Annotated in this window: 21 protein-coding genes and 2 pseudogenes; 13 read left to right on the top strand and 10 right to left on the bottom strand. The window is 74.7% G+C overall.

Going from position 1 to position 22,592, the window contains the following annotated elements:
- Positions 1-18: 18 nt before the first annotated feature.
- Positions 19-1,386: a hypothetical protein gene (locus tag IE274_RS35410; protein WP_190120048.1), complete on the bottom strand. Its 1,368-nt coding sequence runs from the start codon at positions 1,384-1,386 to the stop codon at positions 19-21.
- Between the two features lie 229 nt (positions 1,387-1,615).
- On the opposite strand from IE274_RS35410, the gene IE274_RS35405 reads away from it, so the two are divergent.
- Both IE274_RS35405 and IE274_RS35400 read left to right on the top strand, forming a co-directional pair.
- Positions 1,616-2,998 carry a molybdopterin-dependent oxidoreductase gene (locus tag IE274_RS35405; protein WP_229910014.1) on the top strand — a complete coding sequence of 461 codons (1,383 nt, stop codon included), beginning with the start codon at positions 1,616-1,618 and terminating at the stop codon, positions 2,996-2,998.
- A pseudogene (locus IE274_RS35400) lies at positions 2,998-3,450 on the top strand (hypothetical protein); the annotation flags it as partial. The gene IE274_RS35405 and the pseudogene IE274_RS35400, both read left to right, overlap by 1 nt.
- On the opposite strand, the gene IE274_RS35395 reads toward IE274_RS35400, so the two are convergent.
- The 3 genes from IE274_RS35395 to IE274_RS35385 are packed head-to-tail and all read right to left on the bottom strand — an operon-like array spanning position 3,342 to position 5,586.
- A complete protein-coding gene (locus IE274_RS35395; RefSeq protein WP_190120046.1) occupies positions 3,342-4,250 on the bottom strand; it encodes a class I SAM-dependent methyltransferase in 909 nt (302 codons plus the stop codon). The pseudogene IE274_RS35400 and the gene IE274_RS35395 overlap by 109 nt on opposite strands.
- Positions 4,247-4,888 carry a TIGR04282 family arsenosugar biosynthesis glycosyltransferase gene (locus tag IE274_RS35390; protein WP_190120045.1) on the bottom strand — a complete coding sequence of 214 codons (642 nt, stop codon included), beginning with the start codon at positions 4,886-4,888 and terminating at the stop codon, positions 4,247-4,249. The genes IE274_RS35395 and IE274_RS35390 overlap by 4 nt, the downstream gene beginning before the upstream one ends.
- The gene (locus IE274_RS35385; RefSeq protein WP_229910026.1) at positions 4,885-5,586 is read right to left on the bottom strand and encodes a glycosyltransferase family 2 protein; all 702 of its coding nucleotides are present in this window, start codon (positions 5,584-5,586) and stop codon (positions 4,885-4,887) included. Before IE274_RS35385 ends, IE274_RS35390 begins: the two co-directional genes overlap by 4 nt.
- A gap of 345 nt (positions 5,587-5,931) precedes the next feature.
- On the opposite strand from IE274_RS35385, the pseudogene IE274_RS35380 reads away from it, so the two are divergent.
- Together IE274_RS35380 and IE274_RS35375 are read left to right on the top strand one after the other, a co-directional pair.
- Positions 5,932-6,690: pseudogene (locus IE274_RS35380) on the top strand (response regulator transcription factor); the annotation flags it as partial.
- Positions 6,691-6,935: 245 nt separating this feature from the next.
- Positions 6,936-8,051, top strand: coding sequence for a sensor histidine kinase (locus IE274_RS35375; protein WP_190120043.1), 1,116 nt, complete (start codon positions 6,936-6,938; stop codon positions 8,049-8,051).
- 34 nt (positions 8,052-8,085) lie between these two features.
- Here IE274_RS35375 and IE274_RS35370 read toward each other — a convergent pair whose 3' ends face one another.
- Positions 8,086-9,135, bottom strand: coding sequence for an NAD-dependent epimerase/dehydratase family protein (locus IE274_RS35370; protein ID WP_190120042.1), 1,050 nt, complete (start codon positions 9,133-9,135; stop codon positions 8,086-8,088).
- A 52-nt stretch (positions 9,136-9,187) separates the two neighbouring features.
- Positions 9,188-10,228, bottom strand: coding sequence for a helix-turn-helix transcriptional regulator (locus IE274_RS35365; RefSeq protein ID WP_190120041.1), 1,041 nt, complete (start codon positions 10,226-10,228; stop codon positions 9,188-9,190).
- 604 nt (positions 10,229-10,832) lie between these two features.
- Between IE274_RS35365 and IE274_RS35360 the strand changes: the two genes are divergently transcribed.
- Entirely contained in the window at positions 10,833-11,576 is a 744-nt protein-coding gene (locus IE274_RS35360) for a hypothetical protein (RefSeq protein WP_229910012.1), read from the top strand.
- 161 nt (positions 11,577-11,737) lie between these two features.
- Positions 11,738-12,802 (top strand): PucR family transcriptional regulator, encoded by a 1,065-nt coding sequence (locus IE274_RS35355; protein ID WP_190120040.1) that lies wholly within the window; start codon positions 11,738-11,740, stop codon positions 12,800-12,802.
- Between the two features lie 4 nt (positions 12,803-12,806).
- Here IE274_RS35355 and IE274_RS35350 read toward each other — a convergent pair whose 3' ends face one another.
- Together IE274_RS35350 and IE274_RS35345 are read right to left on the bottom strand one after the other, a co-directional pair.
- Positions 12,807-13,223: a CoA-binding protein gene (locus IE274_RS35350; protein ID WP_190120039.1), complete on the bottom strand. Its 417-nt coding sequence runs from the start codon at positions 13,221-13,223 to the stop codon at positions 12,807-12,809.
- A gap of 128 nt (positions 13,224-13,351) precedes the next feature.
- Positions 13,352-13,927, bottom strand: coding sequence for a TerD family protein (locus IE274_RS35345; RefSeq protein WP_190120038.1), 576 nt, complete (start codon positions 13,925-13,927; stop codon positions 13,352-13,354).
- Between the two features lie 242 nt (positions 13,928-14,169).
- Here IE274_RS35345 and IE274_RS35340 point away from each other — a divergent pair, with 242 nt between their 5' ends.
- Complete coding sequence (locus tag IE274_RS35340) at positions 14,170-14,580, top strand: BlaI/MecI/CopY family transcriptional regulator (RefSeq protein ID WP_190120037.1); 411 nt, start codon at positions 14,170-14,172, stop codon at positions 14,578-14,580.
- Between the two features lie 8 nt (positions 14,581-14,588).
- The gene (locus tag IE274_RS35335; protein ID WP_190120036.1) at positions 14,589-15,569 is read left to right on the top strand and encodes a M48 family metalloprotease; all 981 of its coding nucleotides are present in this window, start codon (positions 14,589-14,591) and stop codon (positions 15,567-15,569) included.
- 7 nt (positions 15,570-15,576) lie between these two features.
- Here IE274_RS35335 and IE274_RS35330 read toward each other — a convergent pair whose 3' ends face one another.
- Positions 15,577-16,032: a tellurite resistance TerB family protein gene (locus IE274_RS35330; RefSeq protein ID WP_164326594.1), complete on the bottom strand. Its 456-nt coding sequence runs from the start codon at positions 16,030-16,032 to the stop codon at positions 15,577-15,579.
- Between the two features lie 136 nt (positions 16,033-16,168).
- On the opposite strand from IE274_RS35330, the gene IE274_RS35325 reads away from it, so the two are divergent.
- Positions 16,169-16,870: a transcriptional regulator gene (locus IE274_RS35325; RefSeq protein ID WP_190120035.1), complete on the top strand. Its 702-nt coding sequence runs from the start codon at positions 16,169-16,171 to the stop codon at positions 16,868-16,870.
- 96 nt (positions 16,871-16,966) lie between these two features.
- Here IE274_RS35325 and IE274_RS35320 read toward each other — a convergent pair whose 3' ends face one another.
- Complete coding sequence (locus IE274_RS35320; RefSeq protein ID WP_190120120.1) at positions 16,967-17,635, bottom strand: 4'-phosphopantetheinyl transferase family protein; 669 nt, start codon at positions 17,633-17,635, stop codon at positions 16,967-16,969.
- Between the two features lie 157 nt (positions 17,636-17,792).
- Here IE274_RS35320 and IE274_RS35315 point away from each other — a divergent pair, with 157 nt between their 5' ends.
- The 4 genes from IE274_RS35315 to IE274_RS35300 are packed head-to-tail and all read left to right on the top strand — an operon-like array spanning position 17,793 to position 22,538.
- Complete coding sequence (locus tag IE274_RS35315) at positions 17,793-18,419, top strand: YigZ family protein (protein WP_190120034.1); 627 nt, start codon at positions 17,793-17,795, stop codon at positions 18,417-18,419.
- Positions 18,420-18,458: 39 nt separating this feature from the next.
- Positions 18,459-20,840 (top strand): FHA domain-containing protein, encoded by a 2,382-nt coding sequence (locus IE274_RS35310; protein WP_190120033.1) that lies wholly within the window; start codon positions 18,459-18,461, stop codon positions 20,838-20,840.
- A 25-nt stretch (positions 20,841-20,865) separates the two neighbouring features.
- Positions 20,866-21,519, top strand: a complete 654-nt coding sequence (locus IE274_RS35305) for a hypothetical protein (protein ID WP_190120032.1) — start codon at positions 20,866-20,868, stop codon at positions 21,517-21,519.
- The gene (locus IE274_RS35300; RefSeq protein ID WP_190120031.1) at positions 21,519-22,538 is read left to right on the top strand and encodes a serine/threonine-protein kinase; all 1,020 of its coding nucleotides are present in this window, start codon (positions 21,519-21,521) and stop codon (positions 22,536-22,538) included. The genes IE274_RS35305 and IE274_RS35300 overlap by 1 nt, the downstream gene beginning before the upstream one ends.
- The last annotated feature ends 54 nt before the right edge of the window (positions 22,539-22,592 follow it).

Below are 22,592 nucleotides of genomic sequence, written 5' to 3'. Positions count from 1 at the left end.
GGTCAAGCCCGGCCGGGCTCACCAGCCCGTGAACAGCAGGTGGTTGACGGTGAGGGCGAGCACCGCCTGCGCCGTCAGCCACGCCCCGGCGGTCCGGCGCGGCAGCAGCGCGGCGGCAGGCAGCAGGAAGAGGGCGAACGGCAGCCAGATGCGTTCCGTCTCCGCCTTGCTCATGCCGGACAGGTCCGCGGCGGCCACCGCGAGCAGGGCCGCCAGGACCAGGCCCACCAGACGGTCGGTCGCCGTGGCCGCACCCATGCGCCAACGGCGTACCGCACCGGGGGACTTCGCGACCGCCCGCCGCAGCCCCGCCACCGTCGCGAGCCCCACGACCAGGACCGTGCAGGCCGGATTGGCCCACACCCAGTACCAGTACGGGCGGACGCCCGCCGCCCCTTGGTAGTAGCGCTCCACCAACAGGCGGTACGCCTCCCACCAGTTGAAGCCGAGCACCGTGAACACCAGCGGCACCACCGCCGCGCCCGCCACGAAGTACGGCAGCGGGCGCGGCGAGCGGGCGATGAGCAGGACACCGGCGGCGATCACGGCGAAGAGCGTCAGGCCGTACGACAGGTAGCAGGTCAGGCCGAACAGCAGACCGGCGCCGGCGGCCGCGAGGGCGGGGGAGCGGACCGTGCGCGTCGCCGCCAGGGCGAGCAGCGCGACCATCCAGGCCGCGACGGCTGCGAAGTAGCCGTCGGCCGACACCCCCATCCATACGGCGGCGGGCACGAGCACCAGGAACGGCGCCGCACGGCGGGCCGTCGCCTCGTCCGCGAGGGTCCGCAGCGTGATGAGCACGGCGAGGACCGCCGTGCTGCCCGCCGTGATGACGAACGCGCCCGCCCAGCCACCGCCGCCGAGGCCGAGCCGGTCCAGGAGGACGAAGGTCAGCGGGGCGGCGGGCGGGTGGCCCGCGGTGTGCGCGGGCCAGTGGTACTCGCCGGGCACCTGCACGATGTGCTGCGTGAAGTCCCGCAGCGTCGCCGGGATGTCGTCGAACCGGTCGATCACCCGCAGGTACTCGTACTTCGTGGTGAGGCGCTCGGCGACCCCGCGGTGCCAGCCGTCGACGAGGGCGAGCGACCAGATCCACGCCGTGGCCGCCGCCCACGCGCCGACGAGCAGCGCCCGCCAGGGCAGGCGCGCGGCGAGCGCGGGCCCGTACGCGACCACGAGGGCGGCCACGGCGAGCGCGGCCGGGGTGCCCGGGCCCAGGTGCGGATCCCACTTGGCGTACAGGGGTGGCCAGTTGACGTGCAGGCTGCCGTCGTGGTCCTCCAGGTGGCGGCCGACGGCGACGGCCGCGGTGACGAGGAGCGCGGCGAGGGCGACGGCGACGAGGTCCCGGCGGGAGCCGGACGGGCGTGGTTCGGGGTGGTTCACCCTTGGCACGGTAGGCCGCCCGAGGCGTCGGAAGGCGCCTGTGCGGGCCCGCGTCACCGAACCGTCAGATCTTGTGGCCGTCGACCCGCCCCGATGCCGGAACGCTCTCCTCCGCGCGCCGCGACGTCAGCGTTTCGTCATGAGTCGCACCCGCCGAACCGCAGGTCGCCCGGCTTACGGTCGGGGCAAGGCGACGGACCCACGTCGCGCGGACCGTCGAGGACGCAGCATGCGCGACGCACCCCCACCCGCCCGCAGGACCGCTCTTCGGACGCTGCTCCGGGCAGCGCCGAGGAAGATCGAGGAGCACTCGCCGTCGGCGCCCGGCTTCTGGCGCAGCCCGCTGCGCGGGCCGTGGTTCACCGCTGTGCTCGGCACGGTGCTCCTGTTCGGCACGACCCTCCTGTTCGTCACCGGCCTGCTGTCGTACGCCGCGTACAACCCGGACCTCGCGGCGGTCAACGACAAGACGCCCGACAAGGGCCTGCTCGGCTTCTACCTCTTCGCCTGGCCCACCGACCCGCACTGGCTGTACCGGCTCACCCAGGGCCTGCACGTCACCGTCGGGATCACGCTGATCCCGGTGCTCCTCGCCAAGCTGTGGTCGGTGCTCCCGAAGCTCTTCGCGCTGCCGCCCGCGCGGTCCCTCGGCCACGCCCTGGAGCGGCTCTCGCTGCTCCTGCTCGTGGGCGGCGCGCTCTTCGTGTTCGTGACCGGCGTCCTCAACGTCCAACTGGAGTACGTCTTCCCGGGGTCCTTCTACCCGCTGCACTTCTACGGCGCCTGGGTGTTCTTCGGCGCCTTCGTCGCCCACGCGGCGCTGAAGCTGCCGCAGACGGTGCGGGTGCTGCGGGCGGGCGGGCTGCGCGAGCGGCTGGGTACGCACGAGGGGCGGGAGCCGGAAGAGGACTCCGGGCGCGGCGGCGATTCGGGGCGCGGCCCCGACGCGGCGGACGGGCTCGTCGCGCCCCGGCCCGCCGGTCCCACCGTGTCCCGGCGCGGCGCGCTCGGCCTCGTCGGCGGTGGCTCGCTGCTGCTCTTCGCGACGACCGCGGGGCAGAGCTTCGACGGGTGGCCGCGCGCCACCGCGCTGTTCGCCCCGCACGGCGGCGACGAACCGGGCCGGGGCCCCGGCGCCTTCCAGATCAACAAGACCGCCCGCTCCGTCGGCGTCGGCGCCGACCGCACCGGCGAGTCCTGGCGGCTCGTCGTCGTCGGCCCCGGCCGCACCCTGCGCCTGACCCGCGCCGACCTGCTCGACCTCGCCCAGCACAGCGCCGACCTGCCCATCGCCTGCGTCGAGGGCTGGTCGACGTCCGACCAGGCGTGGAGTGGCGTACGGCTGCGGGACCTCGCCGCGCTCGCCGGATACGACGGGAACGCCGCCGACGCACCCGGCGTCCTCGTGGAATCCCTCCAACTGCGCGGCTCCTTCCGCCGGGCCGCCCTGCGCGACAACCAGGTGCGCGACGCCCGCTCCCTGCTCGCGCTGCGCGTCAACGGCGCCGACCTGACGCCGGACCACGGCTACCCGGCCCGCGTCATCGTGCCCGCCGCCCCCGGCGTACTGAACACCAAATGGGTGTCCCGGCTCACCTTCGGAGAACTGTGATGACTCGGACGAGACGGCTGTCCGCCCCGCTGCGGCGCTGGTACGGCGAAGGCCCGCTCCACCTCCTGCTGCTGCTCGCCTCGTTCGCGCTCGCGCTCTACGCGGGCGTGCGGCTGCTCGCCGACGACTGGGTCATGGTCGTGGTGTGGTTCGTGGGCGCGGCGCTGCTGCACGACCTGGTCCTGGTGCCGGTGTACGCGGCGGCCGACCGGGCGGTGACGGCGCTCGTCGGCGGGCGCGGCGGCGGGCACCGGGAGCGGACGATGTACGTCCGCGTCCCGGCGGCCCTCTCGCTGCTGCTCCTGCTGGTCTGGTATCCGCTGATCACACGTCAGGTCCCGCGCTACGAACGGTCGACGACCCTGCCCGCCGGCGTGTTCCTGACGCGGTGGCTGCTGGTGACGGCGGCACTGTTCGCGGGGTCGGCGCTGTGGTGCGCGGTGCGTACGTGGTCGGTGTCGCGGTCGGGGCGGGAGGCGGGTACAGGGCGGGGCTGACGTGCGGCGGGGTGCTGCGCGGGGTGTGCCCGGTGCGGGTCCGGTACGCCCCGCGCGGCGCGTCCGGCGGCTCCCTCGCGCGGGTCCCGGCGGCGCAGCGCCACGAAGCTGCGGCCGTCCGCCGACCACTGGTCGGCGACCTGCCAACCGGCCGCGCGGGCGTACCCGAGCAGCGCGGGCGTGCCGATCCTGGCCCACGGGAACACCTCGTCGGGGTCGGCCCGCCCGCGGCCGTCGTCGAGGTGCACGCGCACCCGCTCGTCGATGTCGACCGGCGCGGTCTCGGCGATCAACAGCCCGCGCGGGGCGAGGAGTTCGGCCACCCGGGCGAGCAGCGCGGCGGGGTCGCCGCCGATGCCGATGTTGCCGTCCATGAGCAGCGCGGTGCCCCAGCGCCCCTCGCCCGGCAGGGTCTCGAACACCGAGCGGCGCAGTGCCGTGCCGCCGAGCTCCAGCGTGTGCCGGACCGCCGCCTCGCTCACGTCGATGCCGAGCGTGCGGCGGCCGAGGGCGGCGAGCGCGGCCACGAGGCGGCCCGGGCCGCAGCCGATGTCGAGGACCGGTCCCGCGCAGCGGCGCAGCGCCGACAGGTCGGCCGGGTCCGGGGCCGCGCACCAGCGCTCCACGTCGAGCGGCAGCAGCCAGCCGTCCGGGCGCCGCAGGAACAGCGGGCCGCGCCCGGTGCGCAGCGCGTCGGCGTACGGTCCCGCGCACCACGAGGGAGCCGCGTCCGGGCGCGGCACGACCGTGCTCATCGGCGCCCGGCCCCGGCCAGGCGGGCCAGTTCCGCGGCGAACCGGGTGTGCGGGGCGTCCGCCGCGACCGCGGCCGCGTCCGCCGCCGTGTCCACGTCCCGCAGCACCGGCAGATCGCGCACGCGCAGGCCCGCGGCGGTGAGGCGGGCGCGCTGCACGGCACCCGTCGTCGGCGTGGACATCGGCACCCCGCGCAGCAGCCCCGGATCGGGCGCGGCGAGCCCCAGCGCCCAGAACCCGCCGTCCGCCGCCGGCCCGAACCACGCGTCGGCGGCCCGCCAGGCGTCCGCCGCGAGCGCGGGCGCAAGGAGTGCGGGCGAGACCTGCGGGGTGTCCATGCCGACCAGCAACGCGGGCCCCGCACAGGCGCCGAACGCCCCGGCGAGCCGCTCGTCCAGTCCGCCCGTGCCCTGCGGCACCACCTCGATGCCGTCCGGGAGCCAAGGCCCCGGCACCCCGTCGAGCACGAGCACACGCCGCCGCGCGGGCGCGGCGAGCACGGCACGCAGCGTGTCGACGAGCGCGGCCTCGGCGAGCCGGGCGGCCTCGTCGGGGGTGTAGGGCGGGGTGAGGCGGGTCTTCACGCGGCCGGGGAGGGGGGCCTTGGCGATGATCAGGAGGGTGAGGTCGGGTGTCATCGCGTCGAGTCCTCCCGCGTCGGGCGGGTCGGCCGCGTCGGCCCCGCGCCCGGGCCCGGTGGCTCCGCGAGGACCGCGCGCATGTCCCCTACCGCCTGCCACGTGCCCCGCCACGTACCGGTGACCTTCGACTTGCCGGCGCGCGGCAGGTAGGGCACGTCCCGCTCCTCGATCCGCCAGCCCGAGTCGGCGGCCCGGACCACCATCTGCAGCGGGTAGCCGCTGCGCCGGTCGGTCAGGGCCAGGGCGAGCAGGTCCGTGCGGCGGGCCGCCCGCAGGGGGCCCAGGTCGTGCAGGCGCAGGCCGGTGCGGCGGCGCAGCATCCGGGCCAGGGCGAGGTTGCCCGCGCGTGCGTGGGGCGGCCAGGCGCCGCGTGCCCGCGGGCGCCGACGGCCGAGGACGAGGTCGGCGCGGCCCGCCGCCACGTCGCGTACGAAAGGTTCGAGCAGGCCCGGATCCAGGGACGCGTCGCAGTCGCAGAAGCAGACCACGTCCGCGTCGGCCGCGGTGAGCCCCGTGTGGCAGGCGGCGCCGAAACCGCGCCGCGGCTCGTGCACGACGGTCGCGCCGAGCGAGCGCGCCAGGTCCGCGGAGCCGTCCGTGGAACCGTTGTCCACGACGATGGCGCGCCAGCCCGCCGGGATCCGCGCCAGCACCCAGGGCAGCGCGTCGACCTCGTTGAGGCAGGGCAGGACGATGTCGGCCGGCGGAGGCGCGGCGGCGGGGTCCGGGGCGGCGGCCGAGGCCGGGGAGCCGGAGGCGCCGAGGAGACCGTGGGCGTCGGGGGAGGAGTGGTTCACGGCATTCACCCTACGAAGCGAAAAGGGGCAAAACGGGCGCCGTCTCCTTACGAAACGCGGACGTCGAACCGGGGTGGGTCGGGGGCGCCGGGCCTTCCCGGACTTGGCCGTCGGCCCCCGCTGCCAGCCCTGACGACCGCCCCTGCGTCCAGTCCTGCGTCCAGTCCTTACGAAACGAGGACAACCGCAGGCCGGAGCCCCTCGGGGTCCGCGCGCGCGAGCACGTGGTGCGACGCTTGTCGCATGGAGACACCACCCCCCGGCACTGGTACCGGCCCCGGCACCCGCGAGCCCGCACCGCCCGGCACCGGCCCCGCCGCCCGTGTGCTCGTCGTCGACGACGACCGCACCGTCGCGGAGGTCGTCACCGGCTATCTGGACCGCGCCGGGTACGAGGTCGAGCAGGCGGAGGACGGCCCCGCCGCCCTCGAACGCGCCGCCGCCCGCAGGCCCGACCTCGTCGTGCTCGACCTGATGCTGCCCGGCATGGACGGCCTGGAGGTCTGCCGTCGGCTCCGGGAGCGGGGGCCCGTGCCCGTGATCATGCTGACCGCGCGGGGCGACGAGGACGACCGGATCCTGGGCCTGGAGATAGGGGCCGACGACTACGTCACCAAGCCGTTCAGCCCGCGCGAGCTGGTGCTGCGCGTGGAGTCGGTGCTGCGCCGCAGCCGGGCGTCCGCGCCCCGCCCCCGCCCCGGCGGCTCGCTCCTGTGCGCGGCGGGCCTCGCCCTCGACCCGGCGGCCCGCCGCGCCACCAAGAACGGCACCGAACTCGCTCTGACGGTGCGGGAGTTCGACCTCCTCGCGTTCTTCCTGCGCTACCCCGGCCGGGCCTTCGGCCGGGAGGAGTTGATGCGGCAGGTGTGGGGCTGGGACTTCGGCGACCTGTCCACGGTCACGGTCCATGTGCGCAGGCTGCGCGGGAAGGTGGAGGACGATCCGGCGGCGCCGCGGCTGATCCAGACGGTGTGGGGGGTCGGGTACCGGCTCGACGGGGCGGACTCGGGGGCGGGCGCGGACGTGGCGGATGCGGGAGCCGTGGACGAGGTTGCCGCGAGCCCGGTTCCGGCACGCTCGGTCGACACCCCGGGCCCGGTTCCGGCGGACGCGGTCGAGGCTCCGGGCGGGGCTCCCGCAGACCCGGGCGCGGCCACCGCCCCGGGCACGGCCCCCACCGCCACCGCCGCAACTCCCGCCCCGCCCAAGCCCCCGCACACCCCGCCCGGAGAGGGCACCCCCCGACCATGACCGACATCCTCCTCATCGCCCTCTACGCCTTCCTCGGCGCGGCCGCCGCCGGACTCCTCGGCGCCCTCGTCCTGCGCCTCCTGCGCCACCGCTCGCTGGTCGTCTCGCTGACCGTCGTCGCCGCCGTGGCCGTGACGGCGATGCTCGCCGGGACGCTGGCCGTGGCCTGGCAGATGTTCCTGTCCCGGCACGACCTGACGGTCGTCACCGTGGTGGTCGCCATGGCGGCCGTGGTGTCCCTCGCGACCGCGCTGATCCTCGGCCGGTGGGTGGTGGCCCGCAGCAAGGCGCTGACGCTGGCGGCCCGTTCCTTCGGTACGGGCGGCAGCTTCGCCGCGCCCGACGAGCCCGCGACCGCCGAACTCGCGGCCCTCACCCGGGAGCTGGAGTCGACCAGCGCGCGGCTCGCCGAGTCCCGGGAGCGCGAGCGGGCCCTGGAGAGCTCCCGCCGTGAGCTGGTCGCCTGGATCTCGCACGACCTGCGGACACCGCTCGCGGGTCTGCGGGCCATGGCGGAGGCCCTGGAGGACGGCGTCGCCGCGGACCCCGACCGCTATCTGCGTCAGATCCGCACGGAAGTGGAGCGCCTGAACGGCATGGTCGGCGACCTCTTCGAACTCTCCCGCATCCACGCGGGCGCGCTCGCCCTGTCGACCGCGCGGATCTCCGCGTACGACCTCGTGGGCGACGCGCTCGCCGGGGCGGACCCGCTGGCGCGGGAGCACGGTGTGCGGCTCGTGGGGCGGCGCATCGACGCGGTGCCGATCGAGGTCGACAGCAAGGAGATGAGCCGGGTCCTGGGGAACCTGCTGGTCAACGCGATCCGGCGGACTCCGGCCGACGGCACGGTCGCGATCGCGGCGGAGTGCTCGGACGACGGGGTGGTGCTGTCCGTGACGGACGGCTGCGGAGGCATCCCGGAGGAGGACCTGGGCCGGGTCTTCGACACCGGCTGGCGCGGCACCCACGCCCGTACGCCCCCGGCGGGCGCGGGCCTCGGCCTCGCCATCGTGCGCGGCATCGTCGAGGCCCACGAGGGCCGCGCGGCGGTACGCAACGTCTCCGGAGGCTGCCGCTTCGAGGTGGTCCTGCCTCCGGCGGGACCGGCGTAGGACCACCGCAGCGGCACCGCGGCCCCGGCGTGTCTCACCGCAGCGCCACCCCCGCGAACTCCCGCATCCCCTCGGCGAATCCGACCTCGGGCCGCCACCCCAGTGCCGCTCGCAGCCGCGCCGAGTCCGCCGTCACATGCCGCACATCGCCGAGCCGGTACTCCCCGGTGACCACCGGCGCGGGCCCGCCGTGGGCCTCGGCGAGGGCGCGCGCCATCTCGCCGACGGTGTGCGGGTCGCCGCTGCCCGTGTTGTACGCGGTGAACGACCCGGCCCCCGCGTCCCGTACGGACTCCAGGGCCGTCGCCCCGGCCGCCGCCACGTCCCGTACGTGCACGAAGTCCCGCCGCTGGCCCCCGTCCTCGAAGACGCGCGGCGCCGCACCGCGGGCGAGCGCCGAGCGGAACAGGGCGGCCACCCCGGCGTAGGGCGTGTCGCGGGGCATGCCGGGGCCGTACACGTTGTGGTAGCGCAGCGACACCGCGCGGCCGCCGGTCGAGCGGGCCCACGCCGCGCTCAGGTGCTCCTGCGCGAGCTTCGTCGTGGCGTACACGTTGCGCGGGTCGACGGGCGCGTCCTCGGCCACCAGGCCCGGCGCCAACTCCGCGCCGCAGGACGGGCAGCGGGGCTCGAACCGCCCCGCCGCCAGATCCGTCTCGGCGCGCGGCCCCGGCCGTACGACCCCGTGCCGCGCGCACACGTACCGGCCCTCTCCGTAGACGACCATCGACCCGGCGAGCACCAGGTCCCGCACCCCCGCCCGCGCCATCGCGGCGAGCAGCACCGCCGTGCCCAGGTCGTTGCAGCCGACGTACGAGGGCGCGTCCGCGAAGTCCTTGCCGAGGCCCACCATCGCCGCCTGGTGGCACACCGCGTCGACCCCGGCCAGGGCCGCCGCCACGCCCTCGGGGTCGCGCACGTCCCCGACGAGGAGACGCTCGCCCGGGCGGGCCGCGCGCGGCGGCCGGCTGTGCGCCGACGCGAGGACGGCGTCGTAGGAGACGACTTCGTGGCCGCGCGCCAGGAGCGTGTCGACGATGTGTGTTCCGATGAACCCGGCTCCGCCGGTGATCAGTACCCGCATGCCGCCACGCTAGGCAGCGAAGGGCCCGGTCGGCGCGTGCCGCGGCCCCGCGTCACCGTTCCGTAAGACCCTGACCCGCGCGGCCGTCGTCACCGTGGCCGTACAGCGCGGTCGTCCGGACCCCCGCCTGGAACCGCGTCCGCACCCCGAGCACCGCCATGATCCGGCTCATGCGGCGCTCGACCGTGCGCTGGGCGACCCCCAGGCGGCGGGCGATGGCGCTGTCGGTGAGCCCGGCGCGGAGATGGGCGAGCAGCAGCTCGTCGTCGGGGGAGAGGCCGGCGTGGGCGGCCGGGGCGGCGGGCCACAGGGGGGTGGCGCGCTGCCAGAGGAGCTCGAAGAGGGCGATCAGGCCGTCGAGGAGCGCGGACTGCTGGAGGACCAGGATCTCCTCCTCGCTGGGCAGCACGAACGGCACGAGTGCCACCTTGCGGTCGGCGACGACCAGCTTCAGCGGTACGTCCGCGAGGACCCGGCTCTCCTCGCCGCGCTCGGCGAGGTCCCGGGTCGCCTCGACGCGGCCGGGGCCGTCGAGGCCCGCCTGGTCGTAGATCGCCCGATAGCGCAGGCCCTTGTCGAGGCGTTCGCGCTGCACGGTGTCCTGACGCCGCAACGGCTCCACCACGTAGGGCGGCTTGTCCAGGATCAGCATCTCGCTCTTGGCCATCTGCTGGGTCTGGAAGAACTGCTGGGCGATCGCCTCGCGGCCGCGCAGCACCTGTACCGGCGAGCCCTCGCCGCGCAGCCGCCCGGCCCGGAACTCCTCGGCGAGCCCGGCCGCGGCGAGGCGCGCGTGCGCGATCTCCTCCTGGCGGCGCAGTGCGAGGACTTCGAGCGCCACGTCGGGCGGGGCCGGGGTGAGCCGCCCGGTGCCGTCCGCGGCTCCCGTCAGGAGGCCCAGCTCGGCCAGCGAGCGCACATGCCCCCGCACGCGCTCCTCGGTGCGGCCGGTGGCCGCCGCGAGCGCGTCGAGCGTCGAACCCGGTGCCGCCAGGAGCGCGCGGTACACGCGCTCGTCGTCGGGGCCGACGCCGAGCCCGGCGAGCACCGGCGCGTGCGGGGGTGGCGGAGTCTGCTCCGGCGTCGCGTCCATGCCACCGTCTTCCCTTTCGTGGGCGTCGGAATGCCGACACTGGCGGAACTCCGACGCTCCCGCGGGCACGGACCCCGGTACGGTCGTGCCTGTCATGGATGCGGTTGTCATGAACGCCGAAGTCGCGTGCCGGAAGCGGCAGTCTGCCTGACAACGATTTCCGCGTCCACGGCACGTTCCGTCTTCCGGCGACGCCGCGGGCCGTGCAGGGCCGCGCGTGGCGCGCGATACGAGACCGGCACGGGATGCCCCGGCTCGGCGCCCCGCACGTCAGGGGCGCCAAACCCCCCACTCGGGGCATCCCGTGCCACCCGCGCCCGCTGCCTTCTTCGCGCGCCCTCCGGCTGCTGACGGCCGCCCCTCTCTGCTGCCACCGCACCCGTCCCACCTGCCCTGTTGGGGCGCAGCCGACGGCCGTGCGCCGGTGCGGCATCAAGAACGCGTAAAGATTGCCGGAAAATGGCAGTGCGTCGAAGGGCCCGGTCGCGTCAGGATGGGACGGCAGGGACGGGGGGCGAGGGCCCGGGTGCCGGATCACGGAAACGTGATCCGGCACCCGGGTACGTGCGTGCCCCCGTGCGTGACCGGTCAAGGGGGCGGGGGCATGGGGGAGTTGATCGACGCGGCGGTGGGGTTCCCAGGCGTGGCCTTCACCTCGGCGATGGTGGTGGTGCTGTGCTTCTGGCTGCTCGTCGCGGTGGGCATCGGGCGGCCCGGCAGCTTCGACGAGGACGCCGATCTGGGCGCCTTCGGGCTCGGCGGGGTGCCGGTGTCGGTGGCCGTGTCGCTGCTGGTGGGGACCGGCTGGGTGGTGAGCCTGGCGGGCTCCGTCGCGCTCGCGCGGACGCGGTGGTCGGGGCTTGCGCACGCGGCGGGGGACCTGGGGCTGCTCGTGGTGGCGGCGCTCGTCGCGTACGGCGTGACGCGCGTGCTGGTCCGGCTGTTGGCGCGGGGGGTGGGTGAGCGGGCCCGTTCGTCGACGCGGGGCCCGGACGGCGGGACCGGTCCGGCGCCGCGCGACTTCGTCGGCTCGGTGTGCACGGTCCGCACGGAGTGGGTCGATGCGGAGTCCGGCCGGGCCGAAGTGGCCGCGCCGGACGGGTCCGTGGTCGTCGTCGAGGTCCGGCAGGACCCGGCCGGGCCGGGGCAGGCGCTGGCGGTGGGGAGCAGTGCGCTGTTGCACGCGTACGACGACGCCGGGGCGTTCTTCTGGGCCGCGCCGTGCACGGTGGCGCTTGCGCCGGGGCGGAGCCGGTCCGACGCTGGGCGTGGCGCTGTGGACCGGCCGGGCGGACCTGCGGACGCCGAGCCCTCGGGCGACGCCTGGCCCCACGCCGACTGCGCATGAGGGCCGGCCCGCGCGCGGTCCGTGCAGGCCGGACGGTGACAGCACGCGTCGACGGACCGGCGGTGCCGGCCACCCCTCTACCCACCGACCCCCCACCCCTTCCGCCCGCACCCCATGCGTGAGAAAGGCGTCAGGGAACGATCAGGCTGTCGGGGGTACGGGTGGCGAGTCATGACATACCGGGCGACTACCTGGACGGCTACGCCGGGATACTCGCCGACGCCTCCGCCACCGGCCGCGGCCTGACCCGCGAGGAGTTGGAGTCGCGCCGCGCCCTCGGCGAGCGCGCGGCCGACGCCGGGTACGGCCTGCGCGCGCTGGTCGGCGCGCACCTCGCGGCGACGCGGGCGTACGGGTCGGGCCCCGGCGGGCCGGTGCCCGCCGAGTCCTTGCTGGCCGCCGTCGAGCAGGCCGTCGACGCCTTCGCCGAAGGATACGAACGCGCCCAGCGCCTGGCGATCCGTCAGGAGGAGACCGCGCGCCGGGAGTTCATCGACGACCTGTTGCACGGCCGCAGCGACCTGGGCCTGCTCGCCGAGCGCGCCGAACGCTTCGGGTTACGCCTGTCCTTGGCCCACGCCGTCGCCGTCGCCCAGGGCGAGGCCGCCTACGAGGAGGGCGACCGGGCGCCGCGCGCCGTCGAGCACGCGCTCGCGGGCCGCTTCGGCGACCGCAGCGTCCTGGTCACCACCAAGGACGGCCGACTGGTGTGCGTGGCGCCCGGCGACCAGGACGAGGTCCTCGACTTCTTCGCCGCGCAGGCGCACGCCGCCACCGAGGGCGGCCGCGTCGCCATCGGCCGCTCGCAGCCCGGTCCCGGCGGTGTCGTCCAGTCGTACGAGGAAGCCCTCGGCGCGCTGGACCTCGCCGAGCGCCTGGACCTGACCGCGCCCGTCCTGCGCGCCGCCGACCTCCTCGTCTACCCGGTCCTCAGCCGCGACCGGCAGGCCATGGCCGACCTGGTCCTGAACACCCTCGGCCCGCTGCGGGCGACCCGGGGCGGCGCCGAACCCCTCGTCGAGACCCTGTCGGCCTACTTCGACACCGGCTGCGTCGCGGCCCAGGCTGCCCGCCGCCTGAACCTCAGCGTGCGCGCCCTGACGTACCGCCTGGATCGCATCCACCGCCTCACCGGCACCAACCCCGCCGACCCCCTGCACCGCTACACCCTCCAGACGGCGGTGATCGGGGCACGCCTCCTCGACTGGCCGGAGCGCCCGTTCTGACGCCCTACGCCGACGGCCCGAGCCGCGGTATCTCGATCGCGGGGCACCGGTCCATGACCACGTCGAGGCCCGCCGCGCGCGTGCGTTCGTACGCCGCCTCGTCGACGACGCCGAGCTGGAACCACACGGCCTGCGCGCCGATGGCGACGGCCTCGTCGGCGACGGCGCCCGCGAGGTCGCTGTTCACGAACACGTCCACGACGTCGACTTCGAAGGGGATGTCGGCGAGCGAGGCGTACCCCTGCTCGCCGTGCACCGTCTCCGCCTTCGGGTGGACGGGCACGATCCGCTTGCCGTACCGCTGCAGGACGTCGGCGACGCCGTGCGCGGCGCGCCGTTCGTTGTTCGACAGGCCGACGACGGCCCAGGTGTCACCGAGTCCGGTGAGGATCTTGCGGACGGTGGCGGGGTCGCCGTACATGTCGGGCCTCCAGAGGTGTCGTCGCTCTCCCTACGCCAACGGCGGCGCGGGCCCGGGGATTCCCGGGCCCGCGCCGCCGTCGCGTCCGGGCGGTCGGCCGTCGTGCCCGCGGCCCCGCCGGGCAGGCGTCAGACGTTGACGCCGAAGTCCGACGCGATGCCGCGCAGGCCGCTGGCGTAGCCCTGGCCGACGGCGCGGAACTTCCACTCGGCGCCGTGGCGGTACAGCTCGCCGAAGACCATCGCGGTCTCCGTGGAGGCGTCCTCGGAGAGGTCGTAGCGGGCGATCTCCTGGTTGTCCGCCTGGTTCACCACGCGGATGAACGCGTTGCGGACCTGGCCGAAGCTCTGGCCGCGGTTCTCCGCGTCGTGGATCGACACCGGGAACACGATCTTCGTGATCTGCGGGGGCACCCCGGCGAGGTTGACCTTGACCGCCTCGTCGTCGCCCTCGCCCTCACCGGTGAGGTTGTCGCCCGTGTGCTCCACGGAGCCGTCGGGGCTCGTGAGGTTGTTGTAGAAGACGAAGTGCTGGTCGGAGACGACCTTTCCGGAGTCGTCGCAGAGCAGCGCGCTGGCGTCGAGGTCGTAATCCGTGCCGGTGGTCGTCCGCACGTCCCAGCCCAGGCCGATCAGCACGGCGGTGAGGCCGGGCGCCTCCTTGCTCAGCGAGACATTGCCGCCCTTGGAGAGGGAAACTCCCACGTGTCCTCCTGTGGTCCGCTACCGAGATTCGCTCCCGGCCGTGGTCAGGACCGGGACTTAGAATCTACATGAGTGTAGAAGCGTGCGACGGGGCATGGCCCCTTCCGGCCGTTACGATGTGGCGCTCCCTGTGAGACGTACGCGACATACGTGATGTATGTGATGCGGGGGGAGTGCGAGGCGACGGAGTGCGGGCGGCAGCGGCAGGCGCGGCACACCGCGACGGGAGGCGAGGACACGGCATGACGCAGCACGGAGACGGGCCGGAGGGGCCGCGTCCGCGCAGGCGCGGGCAGGGCGAGCTGGAGGCCCAGGTGCTCGCGGCGCTGCACGGCGCGCGCGGGCCGGTGAGCGCGGCCTGGGTGCAGGAACGCCTCGGCGGCGATCTCGCGTACACGACGGTCATGACGATCCTCACGCGGCTGCTCGCCAAGAACGTGGTGACACGTGAACGCGCGGGCCGCTCCTTCGTCTGGCGCTCCACCGCCGACGAGGCCGGGCTCGCCGCGCTGCGCATGCGCAAGGTCCTCGACGGCGAGAGCGACCGCTCGGCGGTGCTCGCCAGCTTCGTCACCACCCTGTCCGCCGACGACGAGCGGCTGCTGCGCGATCTGCTCGGCGACGCGGGCGGCGCCGCCACCGCGGAGGACTGACCGGACGCATGGGGCTCTTCGTCTTCCTGCCGCTCGTGCTGCCGCTGACCGCCTGGCCGGTCGCCCGGCTCGCCGCCCAGCATCTGCACCCGCGCACCGCGACCCGCCTGCTGACCGCTCTGGCCGCCGTGATGGCGCTGTGCAGCACGCTCTGCCTGGCCCTGCTCATGGTCGTCGGCACCGCCCAACTCCCCGGCAACCCGCTGCCCGACGGCTGGTCGGACCCGGAGGTCCGCGCCGCGCTGCCGTACGACGAGGTCGCGGGCCGGGCCGCGATCCCGGCGCTGACGATCGTCTGCGGGGCGCTGGCGCGCACGCTGTGGCGGCATGCGACGGTACGCCGCCGGGGGTGGCGGGCGCTCGCGGGGTTGCCCGGTACGTCGGTGGCCGTGCTGCCGGACGCGACGGAGGCGTACGCCTACGCGCTGCCCGGGAAGGAGCGCCGGGCCGGGGGCCGGACCCGGCGCGGGCGCCGCGCGCCGCACGGGCGTGTCGTCGTCAGCCGCGCCCTGCTCGACCGGCTCCAACCCGCCGAACGCCGCGCCCTGTTCGCCCACGAGCGAGCCCATCTCGCCGCGCGCCACCACCGGTTCCTGCTGGTCACGCAGTTGGCCGCGCGCGCCAACCCGTTCCTGCGGCCGCTGCGCACGGCCACCGCGTACACCGCCGAGCGATGGGCCGACGAGGAGGCCGCGGCGGTCGTACGGGACCGGCGTGTGGTCGCGCGGGCCATCGGCAAGGCGGCGCTCGCGCGCCCGCGCACGGCCGCGCCGGCGGGTCTTGCGGGTCTTGCCGCGGTGGGTCCGGTGCCGCGCCGCGTCGCCGCCCTCCTCGGCCCGGCGCCCGCCGCCCGCACCAGGCCCTCGCTGTTCACGGCGATGGGCCTGGCGCTCTGGGGCGCCGCGTGCGGCACCGCCGTGTCCGCGATGTCCTCGGCGAACGCGACGGTGACGATGGTGCTCGTGCTGCGGGCGGCCACGCCGCTGTGACGGACCGTCAGAGGTCGAACTCGTGCGGCGGCAGGTCGAGGGCGAAGCACGCCTCGCGCACCACGGCCTGCTCGTCCTTGTCGAAGTCGCCGTCGGCGCCGCCGATGACGATGCCGATCTGGATGACGGCGCGCGCCTCGGCGGGCTTCTTCTTGGCCTTCGCGACCTCCTGCAACACGCTCACCTTGCCGAACGCGAAGTCGGCCGTCAGCTTGTCCACGTACGCGTCGAAGCGGCGCCGCAGGTCGTCCGCGGCGAAGTTCTGGAGCACCTCGTTGGTGGCGATGAGCTGCGCGACGCGCTGTCGCTCGGCGGCGTCCACGGTGCCGTCGGCGGCGGCGACGAGCGCGCACATCGCCATGCTGGAGTCGCGGAAGGCCCCGCTCGTGAGGTCGTTCTTCTTCGCCGTCAGCTGCGCCTGCATCGTCGACGCGGATTCCTTCAAGCGGTCCCACAGGGCCATGGAAAAACTCCATCAGTTGGTGCCGGCAGTTGCTGCCGACCAATTTCTACAGCACTGTAGAAGTTAGCATCCGCGGCAGCTATGCCGAAAAGTCCCGTAGGTCACGTAAGTTCCGCCCGCACGGAAAGGCCGACCGATGACATCGACGCCCCCCGAGCGCTCGCACCGCACGGCACGCGAACTCCTGGAGAGCGCGACGGCGGAGCTCGCCCCTAAGCCGCACGCGAATCCCCTGGTCCCCCTCGTCACGGACGGCGGCGCCGACCGGCGCGCGCTCGCCGCCCTCGCCCTGGAGCAGTGCCGGGTCATCCCGGCCGACCGCCGGTCCTTCCTGCATCTGGCCGCCCGCTCCGCCGACGCGGGCCTGCTCGCCTGTGCGGCCTTCTTCGCCTCCCTCGCCGAGGGGGAGGCGGTGGCCCTCGACCGGCTCGGCCCGCTGCTTGCCGCGTGCGGGGTGGACGCGGAGCAGGCGGCGGTGTACGTCCCGACGGCGGGCTGCCAGACCTATCCCGCATACGTGGCGTGGCTCGCCCTGAACGCCGAACCGGCCGACGCGGTGCTCGCTCTGACCGCCAACTTCGCGGCGTGGGGCGGCTACTGCGGCGCGCTCGCGGAGGCGCTGCGCGGACGCTACGGCTTCTCCGACGAGGCCTGCGGCTTCTTCGACTTCTTCGCCGGGCCCGCGCCGGACCTCGACCGCGCGACCCTCGCCGCGCTCCAGGAGGGCATCGACCTGGAACGCCTCACGCCCACCACGGCGCTGCGGCAGGGGCGGCAGGGGCGGCTGCTGCAGGACTACGAGGAGATGTTCTGGGGGACGCTGGCGGGGCTCGCCTAGGGGCAGGGCCACGCGCGTACGCGTGGCCCCGGGTGCGCATGGCCGTGAACCCCGGGCGCGCACGCGCGCCCGGGGTTCACGGCCATGCGCGGGGTGTTACCCCGCCTGCTCCGCCCGCATCACGATGGCCGTCACGACGACCCCGTCCCGTACCAGCCAGGTACCGGAGAACCCGGTCAGCTCCGAGCCCGCGACCACCGGACCCGCCACCAGGAGCTCGGCGGTGAACGTGCCGTCCGCGCTGATCTCCAGGTGCGCGTCCTCGAAGCCGAGCCAGCGCTTGGCGAGCGGGAACCACGCCTTGTAGACGGACTCCTTGGCGCTGAAGAGCAGCCGGTCCCACGGGACGGACGGTTCCGTGACGGCGAGCGCGGCCAGTGCGGCGCGCTCCTTCTTGTCGCTGACCAGGTCGAGGACGCCCGGGTCGGACAGCGGCTCGGCCGGTTCGGCGTCGACGCCGACCGAGGTGACGTCGCCCGCGCGGGCGACGACCGCGGCGCGGTAGCCCAGGCAGTGCGTCATGCTGCCGACGACGCCGGCGGGCCACACCGGCGCGCCCTTGTCGCCGCGCAGGATGGGCCCGGGCGGCACGTCGATGCGGGCGAGCGCGGTGCGGGCGCAGTGGCGCGCCGTGGTGAACTCGCGCTGCCGCTTCGGCACGGCCTTCGCCACGTACGCGACCTCTTCGGGGAAGAGGACGGCGTCGGCCGGATCCTCGCGGGTCTCGACCACGAAGACGGGCTCTCCGGCCAGGAGAGTGCTCAATATGCCGGTCTCGTCGGATACTTCGCCGGTGGACTTCGAGGGTGACGTCACGATCGATCACTGTACCGGCGGCCCGCGCGGTGTGGTCCCGGAGCCCCGATCAGGCCCTGGTGGCCGCCGCGCGGGGCCCCGCAGAACGAGCGCATAGGGTGGCCTGATGCAGGACGAGTACCGCACCGTGGCCCGCGAGGGCGTGCACGAGACCGAGATCAACCGCTCGCGCTTCCTGTGCGCGCTCGCACCCGCCGCCACCGAGCAGGAGGCCCAGGACTTCGTCGCCCGCGTCCGCAAGGAACATCCGACGGCCTCCCACAACTGCTTCGCGTACGTCATCGGCGCCGACGCCTCCGTGCAGAAGGCGAGCGACGACGGCGAACCGGGCGGTACTGCCGGTGTCCCCATGCTCCAGATGCTCCTGCGGCGCGACATGCGTTACGTCGTCGCTGTCGTGACCCGCTACTACGGAGGCGTCAAGCTCGGCGCGGGCGGTCTGATCCGCGCCTACGGAGGCGCCGTCGGCGAGGCCCTGGACACGCTCGGCACCCACACCCGCCGCCGCTTCCGCCTGGCCACCGTCACCGTCGACCACCAGCGCGCGGGCAAGATTCAGAACGACCTGCGGTCGGCGGGGCGCGACGTGCGGGACGTGCGCTACGGGGACGCGGTGACCATCGAGATCGGCCTGCCCGACGCCGACGTCGCGGCCTTCAGGGCGTGGCTCGCGGATGCCACGGCGGGCAGCGCGGGGTTCGAGCTCGGGGGAGAGGCGTACGGGGACGCCTGACGGCAGGCGTGAATCTGTGCGAATAGGTAGAATTCGGGCATGGGGAAGCGGCCCGTGACGCCGACTGCGCCCGAACTCGTCCTCGAGACCGACACCGGCTCCACGGTGATGAGTCCGAGCCGGGACTATCACGTCGGCCGTGACCCGCTGAGCGACGTCGTCATCGACGACGCCCGCGTCTCCTGGCACCACGCCGTCCTGCACGCCGAGCTGGACCACTGGACGATCGCGGACGAGCACAGCACGAACGGCACCTACGCCGACGGGACGCGCGTCCACGAGTGCGGCGTCGGACCCGGCAGCGTCATCCGCTTCGGCAACGTCACCGACGGCCCGCGCGCGGTGCTCGTCGGCCGGGAGCCGCCCGCGCCCGCCGCCCCCGAACGCCCCTCCGGCGTCCGCACGCCCTCGGCCACCGGCACCTTCCGGCAGCCGACGACCGTGCGCCCGCTGCCCACCCGCACCGTCCGCATCGGCCGTGCCGCCGACAACGACCTGGTCATCGACGACCTGGTGGTCTCGCGCCGCCACGCCGAGCTGCGCTTCCTCGCCGACGGCAGGTACGAGATCGTGGACCTCGGCAGCCACAACGGCACCTATCTGAACGGCCAGTCGGTCGCCCGCGCCCAGGTCATGCCCGGGGACATCGTCGGCGTCGGCCACCGCGCGTACTGCCTCGTCGGGGACCAGCTGCAGGAGTACGTCGACACGGGCGAGGTGTCGCTCGACGTGCAGGAGCTGACGGTCGCCGTCGACCGGGGCCGCAAGACGCTCCTCGACCGGATCTCCTTCCCCGTCGGCGAGAAGTGCCTGCTCGCCGTCGTCGGCCCCAGCGGCGCGGGGAAGTCCACCCTCCTCAACGCCCTCACCGGCCTGCGCCCCGCCGACGGCGGCACCGTGCTCTACGACGGCCGAGACCTCTACCGCGACTACGCCGAGCTCCGCCAGCGCATCGGGCTCGTCCCGCAGGACGACATCCTGCACGCCCAGCTCACCGTGCGCAGGGCCCTCGGATACGCCGCCGAACTGCGCTTCCCCCAGGACACCGAGAAGGCGGAACGCCGGGCCAGGGTCGACGAGGTCATCCGCGAACTCGGCCTGGAGCAGCGCGTCGACCAGCCCATCCACAGCCTCTCCGGCGGCCAGCGCAAGCGCGTGAGCGTCGCCCTCGAACTCCTGACGAAGCCGTCGCTGCTCTTCCTCGACGAGCCGACGTCCGGGCTCGACCCCGGCATGGACCGCTCGGTGATGCACATGCTGCGCGGCCTCGCCGACGACGGCCGCACCGTCATCGTCGTCACGCACAGCGTGCTCAGCCTCGACGTGTGCGACCGGCTCCTGGTGCTCGCGGCGGGCGGCAGGATCGCCTACTACGGGCCGCCGCAGGACGCGCTCCCGTTCTTCGGCTTCGACCAGTGGCCCGAGGCGTTCGAGGCCTTCGAGGGGGACCGCGACCGGGACTGGGCGGCGGGCTACCGGCAGTCGCCGTTCCACCAGCGGTACATCGTCAACTCCTCCGCGCAGCCGTACCTCCTGCCGCAGGGCGGCGCGGTCGCCGCGGCAGGCGGCCCGGGGCGGGGTACCGCCTTCGCGCCGCCGCCGAAGGCGCAGAGCTGGGGGTCCCAACTGCGCACCCTGGTGCGGCGGTACGCGGCCGCCCTCGGCGCCGACCGGACCTTCCTCGCGATCATGATCGCGCTGCCGTTCGTGATGGGCGCCATGGCCCGCGCCCTGGCCGGGAGCAGGCTGACCCAGGAGACGGCGATGAACGCGCTGCTCATCCTCTGTGTGGGCGGAGTCCTGACCGGTGCCGCCAACGCCGTGCGGGAACTCGTCAAGGAACGGGTCATCTACCAGCGCGAACGGGCCGTGGGGCTGTCCAGATCGGCGTACCTGATGTCCAAGGTCGTCGTGCTCGGAACGATCACCGTGCTGCAGGCCGTCGTGCTGACCCTGGTGGCCCTGCTGGGCGTCGACCTCAACGCGCCCCGGGGCGAGGGAGTGCTGCTGCCGCCACTGGCCGAGATCACCGTGGCGGTGGCCCTGCTGGCCTTCACGGCCATGATGCTCGGCCTGCTCGTCTCGGCCCTGGTCCGCAAGGAAGAGGTGACGATGCCGCTGCTCGTGCTCCTCGCCATCGTCCAAGTGGTGTTCTGCGGCGCGCTCCTGAAGCTCCACGGGGTGCCCGGCGTCGAGCAGCTGGCGTGGCTCGTGCCCTCGCGGTGGGCGCTGGGCGCGATGGCGGGGACCATCGACCTCGGCAGGATCGTCCCGGGCGAGCTGACGGCCGACCCGCTGTTCCGGCACTCCACGGGGGTCTGGCTGCTCAACATGGGCATGCTGGTGGCCCTCTCGGTCGGCTTCGGATACGTGGTCGCCAGGCTGCTGCGGCGGCACGAACCCGCGGTCATGCGGAAGTAGCGAGCGGCGAGCAGGAGCAGACGCGATGACCACTGCGGACTTCCGCCCCACCCACGTCGTCCCCCAGGACGGGCTGCCCGCCTGGGAGGCGCCGGACGCGAACCGGCCCACGACGCCGCTCGACGCGCTGCTGCCCGTGCAACTGGTCGACCGGCTCGGCGACTGGGGCCGGATCGTCTGCGCCAACGGCTGGTCGGCCTGGGTCGACGGCCGCCTCCTGGTCGCCGTGCCGCACGATCCACCGGCCGCGGGCCACCCGCCGGCCCGCACGGCGGACCCGCGCCCCCTCCTGGCACGGTCCGAGGACGCCCTGGCCCGCTACCGGCGCGCGGCGGAGGAACTCGCGGACGGCGGGACGGACGGCGAGTCCTTCCGCCGCCGGACCCGCGGCCTGCGCGTGGGCATGATCGTGGACGGCGAGTCGATGTGGCTCTACGACGCGGAACACGAGCGGTGGGTGTACTGCGACGGGGCGCGGCTCAGTACGTACGCGACGGGGGAGGGGCCGAGCGCGCACGGCGAGGGGGCGGGTGGGGCGCCGGTCGCGGGGCCGGAGCCGACACAGGTGGTCGAGGCCGTGCCGGATCCCGCCCCCGACCCCTACGGCGAGGACCCCACCCGGCGCATCCCACCCGTCACGGTCGACCCCGGCCCGCCGCACCGGCCCGGTGACGCCTGATGGGGACCGCGCCGCGCGCGGCGCCGTCGAGCGGCAGTCCGCACTCCGGGCGCCCGTCCGACCTGGTCGGGAAGCAGATCGCGGGCTACCGGGTCGAGAGCGAGATCGGGCGCGGCGGCATGGCCGTCGTCTACCGCGCCAAGGACCTGCGCCTGGACCGGACCGTCGCCCTGAAGCTGCTCGCCCCCGAACTCGCCCGCAACGACACGTTCCGGCAGCGCTTCACGCACGAGTCGCGGGTGGCCGCAGCGATCGAGCACCCGCACATCGTGCCGGTCTTCGAGGCGGGCGAGACCGACGGCGTGCTCTACATCGCCATGCGCTACGTCCCCGGGCTCGACCTGCGCCACCTCCTCGACCGCTCGGGCCCCCTTCCCGTCGGCACGGCCCTGCGCATCGCCGCGCAGGTCGCGTCCGCGCTCGACGCGGCCCACGACCACGGACTCGTCCACCGCGACGTCAAACCCGGCAACATCCTCGTGGCCAAGGGCACCGACAGCGACCACCCGGAGCACGTCTACCTCACGGACTTCGGCCTGACCAAGAAGTCGCTCTCGCTGACCGGGTTCACCTCCGTGGGCCAGTTCGTCGGGACGCTCGACTACGTGGCGCCGGAGCAGATCTCGGGCCGCCCGGTGGACGGCAGGTGCGACGTCTACAGCCTCGCCTGCGTCGTCCACGAGAGCCTGGCCGGCGGGCCGCCCTTCCAGCGCGACGACGACATGGCGCTGCTCTGGGCCCACCAGTACGACCAGCCGCCCCGCCTGACCGAGCAGCGCCCCGACAGCCCCGGCGCCCTCGACGGAGTCCTCGCGAAGGCGCTGGCCAAGAGCCCCGACGACCGGTACGGCTCCTGCCTGGAGTTCGTGGCCGCGCTGCGCGCCGCGGTCACGGGCAGCGCGCAGGGGCACCCGCCCACGCAGGTGGACCTCCAGGTCGTGGCCGCCCCGGCGGATCCGGGGACGCCGCCGGAGCCGCCGAGCTGGGCCCGGCCGGTCTTCCGGCGGCTGCCCGGCTAACTGGCTCTAACAAAAGCTGCTGATCATGAGACTGTCGGCCTGTCTGCACGTAGG

Source organism: Streptomyces flavofungini, assembly GCF_014650815.1.
GTDB classification, from domain to species: Bacteria; Actinomycetota; Actinomycetes; order Streptomycetales; family Streptomycetaceae; genus Streptomyces; species Streptomyces flavofungini.
This window is presented reverse-complemented; position numbering and strand designations above follow the sequence as displayed.

What these genes read in the sequence shown, in the direction of transcription:
- IE274_RS35315 (WP_190120034.1), top strand. Translation starts at nt 17,793, where the DNA reads ATGCAGGACGAGTACCGCACCGTGGCCCGCGAGGGCGTGCACGAGACC.
- IE274_RS35405 (WP_229910014.1), top strand. Translation starts at nt 1,616, where the DNA reads ATGCGCGACGCACCCCCACCCGCCCGCAGGACCGCTCTTCGGACGCTG.
- IE274_RS35300 (WP_190120031.1), top strand. Translation starts at nt 21,519, where the DNA reads ATGGGGACCGCGCCGCGCGCGGCGCCGTCGAGCGGCAGTCCGCACTCC.
- IE274_RS35370 (WP_190120042.1), bottom strand. Translation starts at nt 9,135, where the DNA reads ATGCGGGTACTGATCACCGGCGGAGCCGGGTTCATCGGAACACACATC.
- IE274_RS35330 (WP_164326594.1), bottom strand. Translation starts at nt 16,032, where the DNA reads ATGGCCCTGTGGGACCGCTTGAAGGAATCCGCGTCGACGATGCAGGCG.
- IE274_RS35365 (WP_190120041.1), bottom strand. Translation starts at nt 10,228, where the DNA reads ATGGACGCGACGCCGGAGCAGACTCCGCCACCCCCGCACGCGCCGGTG.
- IE274_RS35375 (WP_190120043.1), top strand. Translation starts at nt 6,936, where the DNA reads ATGACCGACATCCTCCTCATCGCCCTCTACGCCTTCCTCGGCGCGGCC.
- IE274_RS35340 (WP_190120037.1), top strand. Translation starts at nt 14,170, where the DNA reads ATGACGCAGCACGGAGACGGGCCGGAGGGGCCGCGTCCGCGCAGGCGC.
- IE274_RS35335 (WP_190120036.1), top strand. Translation starts at nt 14,589, where the DNA reads ATGGGGCTCTTCGTCTTCCTGCCGCTCGTGCTGCCGCTGACCGCCTGG.
- IE274_RS35390 (WP_190120045.1), bottom strand. Translation starts at nt 4,888, where the DNA reads ATGACACCCGACCTCACCCTCCTGATCATCGCCAAGGCCCCCCTCCCC.
- IE274_RS35360 (WP_229910012.1), top strand. Translation starts at nt 10,833, where the DNA reads ATGGGGGAGTTGATCGACGCGGCGGTGGGGTTCCCAGGCGTGGCCTTC.
- IE274_RS35305 (WP_190120032.1), top strand. Translation starts at nt 20,866, where the DNA reads ATGACCACTGCGGACTTCCGCCCCACCCACGTCGTCCCCCAGGACGGG.
- IE274_RS35350 (WP_190120039.1), bottom strand. Translation starts at nt 13,223, where the DNA reads ATGTACGGCGACCCCGCCACCGTCCGCAAGATCCTCACCGGACTCGGT.
- IE274_RS35325 (WP_190120035.1), top strand. Translation starts at nt 16,169, where the DNA reads ATGACATCGACGCCCCCCGAGCGCTCGCACCGCACGGCACGCGAACTC.
- IE274_RS35395 (WP_190120046.1), bottom strand. Translation starts at nt 4,250, where the DNA reads ATGAGCACGGTCGTGCCGCGCCCGGACGCGGCTCCCTCGTGGTGCGCG.
- IE274_RS35310 (WP_190120033.1), top strand. Translation starts at nt 18,459, where the DNA reads ATGGGGAAGCGGCCCGTGACGCCGACTGCGCCCGAACTCGTCCTCGAG.